17 protein-coding genes, 2 tRNA genes and 1 other RNA gene are annotated in these 15539 nt (G+C 71.1%); 4 read left to right on the top strand and 16 right to left on the bottom strand.

Features of this window, described 5'->3' with window-relative positions:
* Window positions 1-7 precede the first annotated feature (7 nt).
* From thpR to HZB25_04655, 6 genes are all read right to left on the bottom strand, one after another.
* Window positions 8-628 carry an RNA 2',3'-cyclic phosphodiesterase gene (thpR, locus tag HZB25_04680; protein MBI5836520.1) on the bottom strand — a complete coding sequence of 207 codons (621 nt, stop codon included), beginning with the start codon at window positions 626-628 and terminating at the stop codon, window positions 8-10.
* Window positions 625-1977, bottom strand: coding sequence for an amino acid permease (locus HZB25_04675; protein ID MBI5836519.1), 1353 nt, complete (start codon window positions 1975-1977; stop codon window positions 625-627). Before HZB25_04675 ends, thpR begins: the two co-directional genes overlap by 4 nt.
* Before the next feature lie 61 nt (window positions 1978-2038).
* Window positions 2039-3427, bottom strand: coding sequence for a CinA family nicotinamide mononucleotide deamidase-related protein (locus HZB25_04670; protein ID MBI5836518.1), 1389 nt, complete (start codon window positions 3425-3427; stop codon window positions 2039-2041).
* Window positions 3428-3480: 53 nt separating this feature from the next.
* On the bottom strand, window positions 3481-3978 hold the full coding sequence (locus HZB25_04665; protein MBI5836517.1) for a phosphatidylglycerophosphatase A: 498 nt from the start codon (window positions 3976-3978) through the stop codon (window positions 3481-3483).
* A 42-nt stretch (window positions 3979-4020) separates the two neighbouring features.
* Window positions 4021-4653 (bottom strand): gliding-motility protein MglA, encoded by a 633-nt coding sequence (locus HZB25_04660; GenBank protein MBI5836516.1) that lies wholly within the window; start codon window positions 4651-4653, stop codon window positions 4021-4023.
* Between the two features lie 33 nt (window positions 4654-4686).
* Window positions 4687-5178 carry a roadblock/LC7 domain-containing protein gene (locus tag HZB25_04655; protein ID MBI5836515.1) on the bottom strand — a complete coding sequence of 164 codons (492 nt, stop codon included), beginning with the start codon at window positions 5176-5178 and terminating at the stop codon, window positions 4687-4689.
* 282 nt (window positions 5179-5460) lie between these two features.
* Here HZB25_04655 and HZB25_04650 point away from each other — a divergent pair, with 282 nt between their 5' ends.
* The 4 genes from HZB25_04650 to HZB25_04635 are packed head-to-tail and all read left to right on the top strand — an operon-like array spanning window position 5461 to window position 9561.
* On the top strand, window positions 5461-6396 hold the full coding sequence (locus HZB25_04650; protein MBI5836514.1) for an ATP-binding cassette domain-containing protein: 936 nt from the start codon (window positions 5461-5463) through the stop codon (window positions 6394-6396).
* Window positions 6396-7184: an ABC transporter permease gene (locus HZB25_04645; protein MBI5836513.1), complete on the top strand. Its 789-nt coding sequence runs from the start codon at window positions 6396-6398 to the stop codon at window positions 7182-7184. The genes HZB25_04650 and HZB25_04645 overlap by 1 nt, the downstream gene beginning before the upstream one ends.
* Window positions 7181-8692 (top strand): glycosyltransferase family 39 protein, encoded by a 1512-nt coding sequence (locus HZB25_04640; protein ID MBI5836512.1) that lies wholly within the window; start codon window positions 7181-7183, stop codon window positions 8690-8692. Before HZB25_04645 ends, HZB25_04640 begins: the two co-directional genes overlap by 4 nt.
* Window positions 8692-9561 carry an MBL fold metallo-hydrolase gene (locus HZB25_04635; GenBank protein MBI5836511.1) on the top strand — a complete coding sequence of 290 codons (870 nt, stop codon included), beginning with the start codon at window positions 8692-8694 and terminating at the stop codon, window positions 9559-9561. The genes HZB25_04640 and HZB25_04635 overlap by 1 nt, the downstream gene beginning before the upstream one ends.
* 73 nt (window positions 9562-9634) lie before the next feature.
* Here HZB25_04635 and recR read toward each other — a convergent pair whose 3' ends face one another.
* From recR to HZB25_04585, 10 genes are all read right to left on the bottom strand, one after another.
* Window positions 9635-10237, bottom strand: a complete 603-nt coding sequence (gene recR / locus HZB25_04630) for a recombination protein RecR (GenBank protein ID MBI5836510.1) — start codon at window positions 10235-10237, stop codon at window positions 9635-9637.
* 1 nt (window position 10238) lies between these two features.
* Window positions 10239-10544 carry a YbaB/EbfC family nucleoid-associated protein gene (locus HZB25_04625; protein MBI5836509.1) on the bottom strand — a complete coding sequence of 102 codons (306 nt, stop codon included), beginning with the start codon at window positions 10542-10544 and terminating at the stop codon, window positions 10239-10241.
* A 63-nt stretch (window positions 10545-10607) separates the two neighbouring features.
* Window positions 10608-11033 carry a hypothetical protein gene (locus HZB25_04620; protein MBI5836508.1) on the bottom strand — a complete coding sequence of 142 codons (426 nt, stop codon included), beginning with the start codon at window positions 11031-11033 and terminating at the stop codon, window positions 10608-10610.
* A complete protein-coding gene (gene dnaX / locus HZB25_04615; protein ID MBI5836507.1) occupies window positions 10960-12432 on the bottom strand; it encodes a DNA polymerase III subunit gamma/tau in 1473 nt (490 codons plus the stop codon). The genes HZB25_04620 and dnaX overlap by 74 nt, the downstream gene beginning before the upstream one ends.
* A 26-nt stretch (window positions 12433-12458) precedes the next feature.
* An RNA gene (ffs, locus tag HZB25_04610) (signal recognition particle sRNA large type) lies at window positions 12459-12726 on the bottom strand.
* Window positions 12727-12863: 137 nt separating this feature from the next.
* Window positions 12864-12939: transfer RNA gene (locus HZB25_04605), tRNA-Ala, on the bottom strand.
* A gap of 156 nt (window positions 12940-13095) precedes the next feature.
* Window positions 13096-13186 (bottom strand) — tRNA-Ser (locus tag HZB25_04600).
* Window positions 13187-13256: 70 nt separating this feature from the next.
* A complete protein-coding gene (locus tag HZB25_04595) occupies window positions 13257-14660 on the bottom strand; it encodes a hypothetical protein (protein ID MBI5836506.1) in 1404 nt (467 codons plus the stop codon).
* Complete coding sequence (locus tag HZB25_04590; protein ID MBI5836505.1) at window positions 14657-15259, bottom strand: hypothetical protein; 603 nt, start codon at window positions 15257-15259, stop codon at window positions 14657-14659. Before HZB25_04590 ends, HZB25_04595 begins: the two co-directional genes overlap by 4 nt.
* Window positions 15260-15341: 82 nt before the next feature.
* Window positions 15342-15539 (bottom strand): hypothetical protein (locus tag HZB25_04585; GenBank protein ID MBI5836504.1); only part of this gene is annotated, 198 nt, incomplete at its 5' end.

Genomic DNA, 15539 nt, shown 5'->3' with positions numbered 1-15539 from the left:
GCCGCGGCTACGCCAGCCTCACTTCGCGGATCGGCGTGTAGACGGATCCGCCCGCCTGCAACTGGCTGCGGATCAACGCCACGGATGCCGCCCGGAACCGGAAACCCGGGCACGGGTGGCGTTGGAGCAGCGCGGGGAGCGCCGCGGGCGGCAGGTACTCCCGCACCCGCCCTACCGTCAGGTGTGCGGCGAAGGGCTTGTCGGCGCGGCCCAGGCCGGCGTCCGCCAGCCTGGCTTCCAGCCCGGCTGCCAGGTCCACAAGGGGGCCGCGGCCTGCCTCCACTCCGAGCCACACCACGCGGGGCTGCTGCATCGAGGGGAAGGCGCCCACGTCCTTGAGGCACACTTCGAAGCCGGGGCGGCCGGCGGTTGCGGCGTCCAGGGCCTTGCCTGCGGCTTCCACCTGCGGCGGTGTGACGTCTCCCAGGAACCGCAGCGTGAGGTGCAGGTTGCCGGACTTCACCCACGCCACGTCGCGCAGTTCGCGGCGCAGCGTGGCCACGTAGTCGGCCAGCGCAGACTCCACGTCGGGGGGCGGAAACACCGCGAAGAACGCACGCACGGTGCCCGGCGGCGCCTCGGGCCGGGCGCCTCGACCACCCCGCCGCTTCGCGTCCCCCCCGCTCACCGCCGGAGCCTCAGCCCCGCCACCACCGCCCCCACGGCCACCACCGCCACGCCCGCCAGGTGGCTCACGCCGCTCGAGATCACGTCCTGCACGATGATGGCCATGGTGACCACGATGAAAATCAGCGCCGGCCACGGCCCCAGCGGCATGCGGAAGCTCTCGCCCGCCGGGGCGCCCGCGCGCCGCTCGCGCGCCCGGATCACCAGCAGGCCGGCGATCGCCACGGCGTATGCGAGCCACGAGGTGACCACGAACAGCGCGGCGATGTTGTCGAAGCCATTCACGAACACCAGCACCACCACGGTCATGAGGCCCTGGACCGTGAGCGACCACACCGGCGAACCGGTGGACTTCGCCAGCGTGCCCAGGCGCGCGGGCAGGAAGCCGTCGCGCGCCAGGGCGAAGGGCAGGCGCGTTCCGGTGAGGATGCTGCCGTTGAGGATTCCCAGCGTGGAGACGAGCACCAGCACGGTGAGCACCTCCCGCCCGGCCATGCCGAACACGCGCTCCAGCGCCACCGCCGCCACGTTCGGCGCGGCGGCGATCTCGGCGGGCGTCAGGACCGCGCAGTACGCGAAGTTGGTGAGCAGGTAGAGCGCCATGCATCCCAGCGTGCCCAGCACGATGGCCCGCGGGAGGTTGCGGCGCGGGTCGCGCACCTCGCCGCCGGCGTAGGTGACGTCAATCCAGCCGTCGTAGGTGTACAGGATGGTGATCAGCGCCAGCAGCATGGCCACCGGGAGCGAGTGCGCCGGCTGGATCGCCTGCGCCGCGTGCAGTTCCCCCCGCCCGAACAGCCCCACGGCGGTGATCAGCAGCGCCAGGCCCAGCACCTTGGCGAAGGTGAACACGTTCTGCACGCCCGCCCCCGCCCGCAGTCCCAGGGCGTTCACCACCGTGAGGGCCACCACCGCCGCCGAGGCCACCCAGCGGGTGCTCTCCCACCCCGTGGGCAGCCCCACCATCGGGCACAGGTACTCGGCGAACACCGTCGCCACCCCCGCCAGCACCGCGGGCCGGCTGACCAGGAACCCGCTCCAGCCGAATCCCACCGCCGTCGGGGCGCCGAAGCTCTCGCGCATGAAGATGTACAGCCCGCCGGTGGTGGGATAGCGCGTCCCCAGGTCCGAGACCGCCAGGGCCCCGCACAGGCTCAGCACCCCGCCGATGGTCCACGCCAGCAACATCATGTACGTGGATGGCAGCTCCGCCGCCACCGACGAGGGCGCGCGGAAGATCCCCGACCCGATGATCAGGCCCACCACCAGCGCCGAGGCGCTCCAGATTCCGAGCACGCGCTTCGGCTCGGCGTGGACGGCACGATCCGTGCGCGGCGTGGGGTCGCTCATCGGTCCAGTCTCCGGGTTGAGGTGGATGCCGCCGCTCCCGAGCTGCTGCGGACGGGCCGGCTCACGATGCGGGCTCCACCGGCAGCCCGAGCAGCAGCCGCCGGACCATGTCCAGTGCATTGGTGACCGCTCGCGCCCGGACCAGCGACCGGTCACCCATCAGGCGCATCCTGCGCACCGCGTGGCCGGCCCTCGCGGCAGGGCGCCGGGATGCGGTGGCCGGCGGCGCGGCCCCGGTCGCGGTCGCGGCCGCGGCCCCACCGCCGGCGACCACCCGGGAGGTCTCCCTCCCCACCCGCGCGCTCCAGTCCAGTCCCGCGAACACCAGTCCCACCGGCTTCTCGGGAGTTCCGCCGCCGGGGCCGGCGATTCCAGTGATGCTGACCGCCACGTCGGCCCCCGAACGCTCCCGCGCCCCGCGGGCCATGGCCGCGGCCACTTCGGCGCTCACGGCCCCGTGCTCCGCCAGCAACTCCCCGGGCACCCCGAGCAGCTCCTGCTTGGCCCGGTTGGAGTACGTCACCATGCCGCGCTCGTACCACGCGGAACTCCCGGGGACGCGCGTGATCCGCCCGCCCAGCAGGCCGCCGGTGCACGACTCGGCGGTGACGAGCGTCAGGCCGCGAGGCAGCAGGAGCTCGCCCACGACCTCCTCCAGCTCGAGCGATCCCTCCGCATACACGTGCTCCCCCGCGGCGCGCACCAGCGCGGCGCGCACGCCGGCGAACTGGGTCTCCAGCGCGTCGGGGGCGCCCCGCAGGCTCACCCTCAGGTCCACGCCGGTGCCGTGCGGCAGGTACGCCAGCGTGGCGGCCGGCGGCAGGGTGGCCTCGAAGCCCTTCAGCTTCTCGTGCAGCGACGACTCCGGGATGCCGCAGGTCCGGATCACCAGGTGCGAGGTGCGCCCGCCGTGGGCGCGCTGCTGCACCCACGGGAGGAGAAACTCCTCCAGCATCGCCTCCATCTCCCAGGGCACCCCGGGCAGGGCCAGCACGTGCTGGGAGCCGTGGTTCACCAGGAAGCCGGGGGCCGTGCCGCGGGGGTTGGGAATCATCTGCGAGCCGTTGGGCAGCAGCGCCTGCACCTCGTTGCTGGGCGGCATCGCCGCGCCGCGGGCCTCGAAGCGCGCCTTCACCGCCGCCAGGGCGCCGTCGTGCAGCACCAGCGGGCGCTCCAGGGCCAGCGAGACGGCCTTGCGGGTGAGGTCGTCCGGGGTGGGCCCGAGTCCGCCGGTGAGGATCACCAGCCGGGCGTGGCGCAGCGCCACTCGCAAGGCCTCGACGATCTCCTCCACCACGTCCCGGCACGAGGCGTGCCACACCACCTCGGCGCCGCCGTCGGTGAGCAGGCGGGCCAGCGCCAGGAAGTTGGTGTCGGCGGTGCGGCCGCCCAGCACTTCGTTGCCGATGGTGAGCGCGGCCACGGTGAAGACCTGGGGCTTGGGAGGCATGGGCGCTCCGGGGCGGCGCGCGCGGGTGCGCGCGGCGCGGGACAGTCAGCCAGTCAGACCGGGAGATGCCAGGGCAGCAGCGCGGCCGCGCCGCGCAGGATGAGCCAACCGTACAGCCCGGCGAAGACATCGTCCATCACCACGCCCACGCCGCCGGGGAGGCGCTGGGCCTGGTGGGCCGGCGGCGGCTTCAGGATGTCCAGCACGCGGAACAGCAGGAAGCCGGCGGCGGCGGCCGCCAGGGTGCGCGGCGCGAACGCCAGGGTGATGAGCTGTCCCGCCACCTCGTCCAGCACGATGGGGTGGGCGTCGTGGCCGAGCGTCTTCTCGGCCTCGCCGCACAGCCAGAATCCGGCGAGGGTGATGACGGCCGTGACCCCCAGGTACACCCACGGCGGCAGCGTGATCAGCCACCACCACAGGAACAGGGTCAGGAACGAGCCGAATGTCGCGGGAGCGACAGGAAAGTAGCCCGCGCCGAACACGGTGGCGAGGACGACGGCGAAGCGCTGCAGGGGGGCGGGCTGGGGGCGGCTCACGGGGCGATCCACGCTGCGGGCCGGCTCACCGGGCGATCCACGCTGCGGGCCGGCTCACGACGCGTTCCGGGACTCCGTGACGGTCTGCGGAGCCTGGGCGGCGGTTTCCTCCTGGAAGGCCCGCAGCACCTGTCGCAGCACGGCCTTCACGGTGTCCATGACGCCCTCGCCGCGGGAGGCCACGGAGGCGAAGGAGGGGCGCTTCCACGTGTTGAATTCCTCCTCCAGGTCCTCCACCGGGACCGCGTCGGCCAGGTCGCGCTTGTTCCACTGGAACACCAGCGGCAGGTCGCGGAGGTTCATCTTGTAGGCATCCACCGTGCGGACCAGGTCGCGCAGGCTCTGGCGATTGCCGTCCTGGCGGGTGGGCGTGGAGTCGGCCACGAAGACCACTCCGTCCACGCCCTGCAGGATGACCCTCCGGCTGGCCTGGTAGATCATCTGCCCCGGCACGGTGTAGAGATGAAAGCGCGCGCGGTATCCGCCCACCTCGCCCAGGGAAACGGGCAGGAAGTCGAAGAACAGCGTCCGCTCCTCCTGCGTCTTCAGCGAGACGAGGTTGCCGCGATACACCTGGGGCGTGTTGCGGTGGATGTAGGTGAGATTCGTGGTCTTGCCGCTCAGCCCGGGGCCGTAGTACACGACCTTGAACTGAATCTCACGGCTGTGATAATTCACGAGCGCCATCGGCGAAACCTTCCTGGCGCTCCCCCGACGGACCTAGCCGCCGAAAGCGCGCTCGAGCTCGGACTCCATGCCGTGCACGAGGGCCGGGTCGATCACGGGGGCCTCGGAGATCGACTGCTGCCGGCGATCGAACAGGCGCTGGAAACAGTCCCGCAGGTCCGAGACGCAGCGCTTCACGCGCAGCCGCACGAGCCCCAGCGAGGTGCGCTTGTCGAACACGGCCGCGAGGATCACGCGCGCGTTCACACGCGTGAGGTAGAGGTGTTCGCGCCCGCCCTGGTGCACGAGGGTGTTGAACCCGTCCTCCCCCAGCAGGCGCGCAAGTTCGCTGTTGGCCGCAAAATCTGCGGCCACCAGGCTGGCGAACGCGTGCAGGTCGAAGTCGGGGGTGGTGCCGGCGTTGAGAATCAGCTGTCCCGCGTTGTCCACCAGGAGCGCGCCCTGGGCGAACGACGTTTCCAGCAACTCCTTGAGGATGGCGTTGATCGAGCCGATGTCCTCTTCGTAGAGTGCCCGGTTGACCATGAGGTCCTCCTTCCTGGAGTGGGCGGTCCGGGGCCGCCTGCATCCATTGCGCCGTCACGCTATCACCGGCTGCGGACAGGGGTCAACGAAATATTTGACCGGGGGTTGCGGCGTTCGTATTCGGAGAGGGTTATCCACAGGGCAGACGGATTACCGAGTTATCCCCAAAATAGTCCACGCGGGGCCACCCGGTGCCTCGGCCCGCCCGTCCGGCCCCGGCGAGCCGGAGCGCCGCACGACTCACGATCGCGTCCCGGGCCGCCGGTGGCTTCCCCCGCCACGCTGGGGTATCCTGCGCGCGTGAATTCCACGTCCGTCGTTGAGATCCGCGCGCTGGTCAAGCGCTACGGCGACTTCGAGGCCGTGCGCGGCATTGACCTCACGGTCGGGCCCCGCGAGTGCGTGGGCATCCTGGGCCCCAACGGGGCGGGCAAGACCACCACCGTGCGCGTGCTGGCCTGCGCCTCTCCCCCGACTTCCGGCGAGGTCCGGGTGCTGGGGATGGACGTGGCGCGCGAGCCCCGCCGCATCAAGGCCCGCCTGGGCATCTGCCCGCAGGAGAACAACACCGACCCGGACTTCCACGTCCTGAACAACCTGGTGGTGTACGGCCGCTACTTCGGGATCCCCCGGCGCGAGGCCGAGATGCGAGCCCGCGAGCTGCTGGAGTGGATGAACCTGGGCCACGTGCTCAGGCACAAGATCTCCGAGCTCTCCGGGGGCATGGTGCGCCGCCTGGTGCTGGCGCGCGCGCTGCTCAACCGGCCCGACTTGCTGCTTCTCGATGAGCCCACCACCGGGCTGGACCCGCAGGCCCGCCACGCCATCTGGGACCTGGTGCGCGACCTGAAGCGCCGCGGCGTGACCATCCTGATCACCACGCACTACATGGAAGAGGCCTCGCAGCTGTGCGACCGGGTGGTGTTCGTGGACGGCGGGCGGATCCTGCTGGAAGGCCGTCCCGGGGAGCTGGTGGAGCGCGAGGTGGGCCGCGAGGTGGTGGAGTGCTGGCACTACGGACCGGAGGTGCCCGCCTGGGCCGCCGGGCGCGGCCTGCGCCACGAGGAGAGCGCCGAGCGGCTGTTCTTCTACCCCGGCGACGACTCCGGCGCGCTCCCCGAGTTCGAGGAGCGCTTCCCGCACCAGGAGCGCCTGCTGCGCCTGGCGACGCTGGAGGACGTGTTCCTCAAGCTGACCGGCCGGGTGCTGAGGGACTGATGCGCGCGATCCTGGGCAACGTCTCCTACCGCGCGGCCTACGTGTGGCGGCGCAACGTGGACGTGTACCTGACCACGTGGGCCACCAACTTTCTGCCGCCCCTGCTGGAGCCGTTCCAGTACCTGCTGGCCTTCGGCCTGGGGCTGGGCGGCGCGGTGGGGGTGCTGCACTTCCGCGGGCTGCCGGTGCCGTACATGAACTTCATCGCGCCGGGCACGATCTCCATCGCCATCATGTTCTGGGCGTTCTTCGAGACCACCTACTCCTCGTACGTGCGCATGTACTACCAGAAGACCTTCGACGCCATCACCGCCACGCCTCTGACCATCGAGGACGTGATCGCCGGGGAGCTGCTGTGGGGCACCACCAAGTCGCTGGTGGCGGCGTCCATCATGCTGCTGGTGCTGTCGTTCTTCGGGTTCGTGGCCTTCCCGTCGGGGTTGTGGGTGATCCCGGTGGCCGTCGTCGGGGGGCTGTTCTTCGCCTCGTTCGGCATGATCGCCACCTCGCTGGTGCCGACCATCGAAGTGTTCAACCTGCCCATCTTCCTGATGGTGTTCCCGATGTTCGTGTTCGGCGGCACGTTCTTCCCCATCGAGAACCTGCCGTCGTGGGCGCGCTGGATCTCCACCGCCCTGCCGCTCACGCACGTCTCGCGGCTGGTGCGGGCCTCGATGCTCGACCGGCTGGTCATCATGGACCTGGCGGTGGGCGCCGGGCTGGCGGTCGCGGCGGTGGCCGCCGCGGTGGCGTCCATCGCCCTGATGCGACGGAGGCTGGTGAAATGACGCTCCTGCTGCTCATGTCGGCCGCCAGCCTGCTCCTGCACGCGCTCACCAACGGCGGCTACAACTTCTTCCGCGACGAGCTCTACTACATCGCGTGCGGGCGCCACCTGGCATGGGGCTACGTGGACCATCCCCCGCTGGTGGCCGTGGTGGCGGCGCTGGCGCAGGCGGTGTTTCCAGGATCGCTGCAGGGCCTGCGGCTCTTCCCCGCGCTGGCCGGCTCCGCCACGGTGCTGTTGACCGGGCTCATGGCCCACGACCTGGGCGGGGGCCGGTTCGCGCAGTTCCTGGCCGCGCTGGGGGCGATCCTGGCGCCGGTCTACCTGTCCAACTTCACGCTGTTCACCATGAACGCCTTCGACATCCTGGCCTGGACCCTGGTGGCCTGGCTGCTGATCCGGATCCTGGGCGGGGGCGGGCGGGGCCTGTGGCTGTGGTTGGGCCTGGCGGCCGGCGCGGGGCTGATGAACAAGATCTCGGTGGGCTTCCTGCTCGCGGGGCTCTTCGTGGGAATGCTGGCGACCCCGGCCCGGGCCCACCTGCGCACGCGCGGGCCGTGGCTGGCGGCGCTGATCGCCGTGCTGATCTTCGCCCCCCACCTGGCGTGGCAGGCCGCGCACGGCTGGCCGACGCTGGAGTTCATGGAAAACGCCCGGCGCCTCAAGAACTTCCCCGTCTCGCCCCTGGGCTACCTGCAGGGCCAGGTGTTCATCATGCAGCCGCTCACGCTGCCGGTGTGGCTGGCGGGGCTGGGCTCGCTGCTCTTCGGGTTCTGCTCGCGCCGGCACCGGGCCCTGGGGCTGGCGTATCTCCTCATCCTGGCGCTGTTCATCCTTACCCGCGGCAAGATCTACTACCTCGGCCCTGCTTACACCTTCCTGCTGGCCGCCGGGGCCGGGGCGGTGGAGCGGTTCGCGAAGGCGCGCCGGCTGGGGTGGCTGCGCCCGGTCACCACCGCGGCGTTCCTCGTGGGAGGCGTGGCGCTCGCGCCATTTGTCCTGCCGGTGCTGCCTCCCGCACGCCTGGAGGCCTACGCGCGCGCGCTCAATGTGACCGGCCCGCCCGAGGAACGGCACCGGCCGCCGCGGCTCCCGCAGACATTCGCGGATATGTTCGGCTGGGAGGAGCTGGCGGTCCGGGTGGCGCGGGCCTACCAGGCGCTGCCGCCGGCCGACCGCGTGCGCTGCGTGGTGTTCGCCTCCAACTACGGCGAAGCCGGCGCGCTGGACTTCTACGGGCCGAAGTACGGCCTGCCGCGGGCCATCTGCGGCCACAACAGCTACTACCTGTGGGGCCCGGGGGACGAGTCGAACGGCCGGGGCGAGGTGATCCTGGTGGTGGGGCAGTCGCAGGCGGACGTGGAGAAGACCTACCGGGAAGTCACCCCGGTGGACAGCACGAACAACGAGTGGTGCATGCCCTACGAGGACCATCTGCCGATCTTCCTGGGCCGCGGGCTCAAGCACCGGCTGCGCGACATCTGGCCCAAGTGCAAGGAATTCATCTGATGGAGATCCTGTTCCTGGGCACCAGCGGCGCCACGCTCACCCCGCGCGTGGGGTGCGGCTGCCGCGTGTGCCGGGAGGCGCGCGCGAGGGGCGGGCGGCACGTGCGCTCCGGGCCCTCGCTCTACCTTTCGCCGGCGGCCGGCGACGCGGGCGTGCTCATTGACACGCCCGAGGAGATCCACGCCGCGCTGCTGCGCTGGGGCGTGGAGCGCGTGGACGCCGTGTTCTTCACCCACTGGCACCCCGACCACACCGCCGGCGTGCGGCTCTTCGAGCACCTGAACGTGGACTGGCGCGCGGCCGGGGGCGAGCGGGCGCACCGCTGCACCCCGGTGTACCTGCCACGCCGCGTGGCCCGCGACTTCGAGAAACACCAGGGCCTCATGGAGCGACTGCGGTACCTGGAAGAGCGCGGGCTGCTGCGGGTGTGCGAGATCGAGGCCGGCGAGGCGGTGGAGGCCGCCGGGCTCCGGTTCCGCGCGTTCCCCATGGCCAACCCGGAGCTGTGGACCCTCGAGGTGAGCGGGGACGGCCGGCGGGCGGTGCTGGCGGTGGACGACACCCGCGGCTACGAACCGGAGGAGTTCCTGTCCGGAGCGGACGTGGCGGTGATCGAGACGGGCTGGTTCGAGTTCGACCCGGCCGGTGCGCGCATCCAGATCCCCGGGCACCCCAAGGCCCAGGCCGAGGCCTCGTTCGAGGAGTCGCTGCGGATCGCCGCGCGGCTGGGCGCGGGCCGCACCTACTTCACGCACATCGAGGAGATCTGCCAGCGCACACCGGAGGACTACGAGGCGCTGGAGCGCACTCCCGCGCTGAGGGCGGCGCGCGGCACCTTCGCCTGGGACGGCCTGCGCGTCACGGTGTAGCGCGGGAAGCGGCCACGCCTCGTGAATCGTGGATGGCAGGCACCGACGCCTGCCCGGCCCCGCCCGGCCGCCGCTACTCGACCGGGTGTCGCCCGTCCAGCGCCCGGCCCAGCGTGGACATGTCCGAGTATTCGATGTCGCTGCCCATCGGCACGCCCACCGCGATGCGGCTCACCTGCACCCCGAGAGGCCGCAACTGCTCGGCGATGTAGCTGGCCGTGGCCTCCCCGTTCACGTTGGGATTGGTGGCCAGGATCACCTCGCGCACCCCGCCCTCTTTCACCCGATCCACCAGCGTCGCGAAGTTGAGCTCGTCGGGGCCGCGGCGGTCCAGCGGGGACAGCGAGCCGTGCAGCACATGGTACATGCCGCGGTAGCGCCCGGTCTTCTCGAAGGCCAGCACGTCCGAGGGCTGCTCCACCACGCACACCAGCGCCGTCTCGCGCCGCCCGTCGGTGCACAGGAGGCACAGCTCCCCGTCGGCGATGTTGCCGCAGCGGCGGCAGTGGCCCACCTGGCTCTTCACTGCCTCGATGGCGTGCGCCAGGCGCAGCGCCTCCTCGGGAGGCGATTCCAGGATGAAGAACGCCAGGCGCTGGGCGGTCTTGCGCCCCACGCTGGGCAGGCGCGCGAACTCGTCCACCAGCTGCTCGAGATGCCTGGAGCTGAATTCCATGTCAGAACGGGAGCGGCACGCCGCCGGTGAGCTTGGTCATTTCCACCTTCAGGTACTCCTCCACCTTGGCCTGCGCCTCGTGGAAGGCCGCGGTGACCAGGTCCTCGAGCAGCTCGGTGTCGTTGGCGGCCACCACTTCCGGGTCGAACTTCACCGACACCAGCTCGTGCTTGCCGTTGACCACCACCGTCACCTTGCCGCCGCCGGCGGAGCCTTCCATGTGCAGGTCGCCCAGCGAGTCCTGGAACGCGGCCATCTTGGCCTGCATCTGCTGGGCCTGTTTCATCAGCATTCCCATGTTCTTCAATGTCTGGCCTCCCGGCGTGTCCGGAGCGGTGGGTGAGAGAATCGGAAGGTGGAAGATCCCGGACTAGCCGACGACCTCGCCACCGAACATCTCGATGACCTTTTCGACCAGGTCCACGGGCGGCGCCGCGGGATCGGCCGAAGGAACGGCGGCTGCGGGCCGCGGCGCTGCCGCCGGCAGCGGGGCATCCGCGGCGGCGACGTTCGGCCTTGCGGAATCGCGCAGCGGCGCGGCGGCCGGGCGAGCGGCCGCCGGGGAAGCTCCCGCAGCCTGGCCCGGGCGGGCGACGCAGCGGAACCGCCGGGCGGGCAGGCCCAGATCGGCCAGCGCACCTTCCACGAACCGGACGTGGTCGCGGCTCTCCAGCTGCAGCCTCTGGAAATCGCTGGTCACGGCCACGTACAGCGTCTCGCCGTCACAGCCCAGCGGCTGGGCCACCTCCAGGATCGCGCCCAGCGTGCGGCGGGATTCGCCCACGTGCGCCAGCACGCGCGTCCAGCTCTCCTCGGGGAAGGCGGCCAGCGACGCCAGCGGGCACGCCCGCGGCCCGGCGCGCGGCCGCCGCGGCCGAGGGCGGCAGCGGCGCGCCGGCGGAAACGGCCCCGGCCAGCGAGGGCGCGGCGGGGCGAGGCAGAGGGGCGGCAGACCCGGCACCCGGCGAGGCCGCGGAGACCCCGGCACCCCCGGGGGCAGCGGCGCCCCGCGGAGACGCCGCGGGGGGGGCCGACCCCGCGCCCCGCGGCGCGGGCATCGGTCCGCCCGATTCCAGGCGGGCCAGGATCTGCTCCAGGCTCTTCACCGAATCGAGGCGCGCCAGCGTGACCACCAGCAACTCCAGCTGGAAGCGCGGGTGCGGGCTGCGCTCGAGGCGCGAGGCCCCGTCAAGGCACAGGTCCAGGCACTGCACCAGGTCCTCCTCCGGGAATCGCTGCGCCGCCTCGAGGTAGCGCGCCAGCATCTCGGGGGTGCCTTCCAGCAGTCCGTCCAGCGAGGGGCTGACGCGCGCCAGCATCAGGGCGCGGAAGTGCTCGCACAGCCCGGCGAACACCAGCGTCTCGCGCGTGCGCCGGGACAGGGCCTCCGCCAGCAGCTTCAGCGCGGCCTGGGCGTCGCGCGCCAGCACCGCGTCGGTGAGCCGGAAGAAGAACTCGGTGTCGGCGTGGCCCATCAGCGAGCACAGGCCCGCCTCGGTGATGCGCTTCTCCCCCGAGTTCACGGCCTGGTCCAGCAGCACCAGCGCGTCGCGCAGGCTGCCCTCGGAGCGGCGCGCCAGGAAGTGCAGCGCCGCCTCCTCCGTGTCCAGCTTCTCGCGCCCCGCGATCCACTTCAGCCGTTCGAAGGCCTGCTTCACGCCGATGCGCTGGAAATCGTAGCGCTGACAGCGCGAGCGCACCGTCTCCAGCAGGTCGTCCGGATCGGTGGTGGCGAACACGAACACCACGTGCGGCGGCGGCTCCTCGAGAGTCTTCAGGAACGCGTTGAAGGCCTGGTCGGTGAGCATGTGGACCTCGTCCACGATGTAGACCTTCTTGCCGCCCCCGGTGGGCGCGTAACGCACGCGCTCGCGGATGTCGCGGATGTCGTCGATGCCGCGGTTGCTGGCGCCGTCAATCTCGATCACATCCAGGCTGGAACCGTTGGTGATGGCCACGCACGAGGGGCATTCGTTGCAGGGTTCGGCACCCTGCCGGTGGGTGCAGTTGAGGGCCTTGGCGAGGATGCGCGCGGTGGTGGTCTTGCCGGAGCCGCGGGAGCCGGAGAAGAGGTAGGCGGGCGCGATGCGCCCGACGAGGACCGCCTGCGCCAGCGGCCCGGTGACATGCTCCTGGCCCACCAGGTCGCCGAAACGCATGGGGCGGTACTTGAGCGCCAGCGAAACGTGGTTCATGGCCGCTCCTCCCTGGCGGTGACGGGCCGTGCACCCTGCCTGGATTGTCCCTCGGAGACCCTCGGCGCGTCGCCTGCTCGGGCCAGGGAGCCCTGCGGCACACTCGAACGATTACTTACCGCTGCTACCTTCCGGTCCTGACGGGGTTCGTAGGATCGAGTTGCGCAAGACCTGACCTTCATAGCCGCGTGCGCGCCGTGAGCAAGCTCCTTGGGACAACCTCGTTCAGGGAATTCCACCCCGCTATAGCGGACTGCGGGCGGGAAGGCGCCGCTAGTGCCCCGTGTAGCACGGCCCGCCACCGCCCCCGCGGCAGCGGGTACTTCCGGTTCCCTGCCCTGCGTGGCGCGTGCGCGCCTCCGTGGGCCGGGCCCCAATGGACGAAACGGGCCCCCGCAAGGGCCCGGCTCCGTCAACTGCTGACAAGGCTATGGTGGAGATGACCGGGATCGAACCGGTGACCTCCTCGTTGCGAACGAGGCGCTCTCCCAACTGAGCTACATCCCCAAGACCTGTGCCGGCCCGGGCCGCTTGCAGGCTCCCGGTCCGCCGGTGGCCGACATTGTAGCCGCTCGGCCCCCCGAAAGCAAACGCACCCTGGCGGGTGCCGGGGCCGCAGGCTAACTCCTGCGGGCGCATGGGCGTGCGCCTCCAAGGGCAAAATGGCGGAGAGAGAGGGATTCGAACCCTCGGTAGGGTATTAGCCTACACACGATTTCCAGTCGTGCTCCTTCAACCGCTCGGACATCTCTCCTGATAAAACGTCCGGGGCGGATTTTACCCTTTCAGGGGGCCGGGTCGCAACCGGCGTGCTCCGCAGGCCGCTATCTCAGCAGGATGACCTTGCCGTCCAGCGTCCTGCCTTCGTAGCGCACGCGGACCAGGTAGGCTCCCGCGGCGGCGCGGCGGCCGGTGTCGGTGCGGGCGTCCCATTCCAGGGTCCGCTCGCCGGCTTCCATGCGGCCGGCGTGCAGCAGCTTCACCCGGGCGCCGGAGACATCGTACACCTCGGCTCGCACCGCCGCCGCGCGTGGCAGGGTGAACGCCACGGTGGTGCGGAAGCGGAACGGGCTCGGGGAGACGCCGAGGCGGTTGGAGGCCGGGCCCCGCGGGCCGTCGTCCACGGCCAGCGGGCCCCCGAAGCCCATGGGGATGGACTCCTGGTTGTCGGCCTCGTCGTACTCGGGGATGGAATTCGCGGGATCCACCGACACCGTCACCGGGTTGAGCTCGCCGGGCACGGTCACGGGCGGCACCACGAAGAACACCGTGGCGTACGAGAATGGCTCGAGCGTGGGTAGCACACCGGAACCCAGCAGGCGGGCTCCGCCGCTGTCGCGCGCCTCCCAGGGGATCGCGGCCACCACCTGGCCGGAGGAATTCACGACGTCCACGCGCATCTGCGTGGGCTGCATCGGGTGTTGGAAGGTGGGCATGTAGGAGTAGAAGCCGGGGAGCAGGTTGCGCAGGCCCTTGAAGACCTCCGCCAGCCCCTCGGGGCAGATCAGGCCGTTGGCGTGGTTCTTCTCGAACTTCTTCTTGGCGTCCTGGAATTCCTGGCTGGGCGGGCCCGCGTTTGGGGCGACGGGCTCGGTGAGTTGTCCCTCTGTGGGATCGCCCCGGTGGCGCCCGGAGGTCCACTTGATGCAGTCGAGCACCTTGTCCTGGCCCGGCGGGCCCTTGCAGATGGCGCAGGTCTCGAACTCGAGGGTGACCGAGTCCACGCCGACGGGCATCCACTCGTCGGGAATCCACGGCTCATCGGTCATGGACGTGGGTGCCGGGACCGGGGTGGTCGTGGAACCGGTGCTCGCCTTGTCCTTCCCGTCGTCGCCCGGGCCGTTGTAATAGGGGTCCTTCTCCGTGGCCTCGTGGTCCACCGCCGTGCCGGCGTCGGTCACGTCGTCCCCCAGGTGCTCGAACGGCCCGATGGTCGCGCCGTTGGGCCTGAGGCCCGCCGGGTTGAGCACGTTGCCGCTGCCGTCCTTCGCGCGGATCGTCTGGCACAGGTAGATCGAGTCGCACTTGCCCACCTTCTTCGGATCGGGCACGTACTTGATGCGCATCTCGTCATTGGTCTTCGCGCGGTTCGGCCACTTGTCGGCGCTGAAGGTGCCATTGTCGCCCGGGTAGTCCCCCGCCCCCGCCGCGCTCGACCCGAGGGCGGCGGCCAGGAGCGCCCCCGGGACGACGCAGGCCGCCCGCGCGACCCAGCTGCGCGGGGTCACCGCCGGATCCCCACGAGGTGGTGCCGGAACTTGTCGACCGTGGCCTGGTCCGCGGGGGCCGCCAATGCATCGTGCAGCAGCTGGAGGAGCGTGTCGCCTTCCTCGTAGGAGCCGGTGATGTGCTCCCAGCACATCGGGCTCCCGCCTGAATCGCGCAGCACCATGAGCGAGACGTGCGGCAGGGACGGGGGAATCGTGTCCTGCATCGCAGGGTGCAGGGCGATGCCGTCGAGCAGCGCCTGCAACTCGGCGGAGCTCACCACCAGCGTGTCACCGACGAAGGTGTCGTTGCCGTAGCTGCCGTGGTGCTGGAAGGGATCGAAGGCGGCCAGGTCGAAGCCCCCGGGCCGCACGGAACTCACGCCCGCCAGCGTGGAGCGCCGCTTGGTCTGCCCTCCCTGGTACGTCAGCTTGAGCTGGCACGTGGCGTAGTCGGAAGTCAGCCCCGAGTGGACCTGGGTGAAAGTGGAGAGGTCCGCCGCGGGCGGCGCCGGGGCGCCGGCCAGCAGGCCGAGGCAGACCAGGACGGCCACGACGACCGCCGGGCGGGGATGCTGCGCGCGGTGTGATTCGGGCATTCCCGCCCGGCTGGTCGTCATTCGTGCCTCGCCTCGTGGACAGGCATGCGTGCCTGCCGGAAACCGCGACCTTGGAGACCTCTCCCCGATCGCGGGTGCACTGCTATCTCAACAGGATGACCTTGCCGTCCAGGGCCTTGCCTTCGTAGCGCACGCGGACCAGGTAGGCTCCCGCGGCGGCGCGACGGCCGGAATCGGTGCGCCCGTCCCATTCCACGATGCGCGCGCCGGCTTCCATGAGCCCGGCGTGCAGCGTCCTCACCCGGGCACCGGAGACGTCGTAGAGCTCCACCCGCACCGC

The organism is Candidatus Eisenbacteria bacterium, from assembly GCA_016235265.1.
In the GTDB taxonomy this organism is placed as follows: Bacteria; Eisenbacteria; RBG-16-71-46; order RBG-16-71-46; family JACRLI01; genus JACRLI01.
This window is presented reverse-complemented; position numbering and strand designations above follow the sequence as displayed.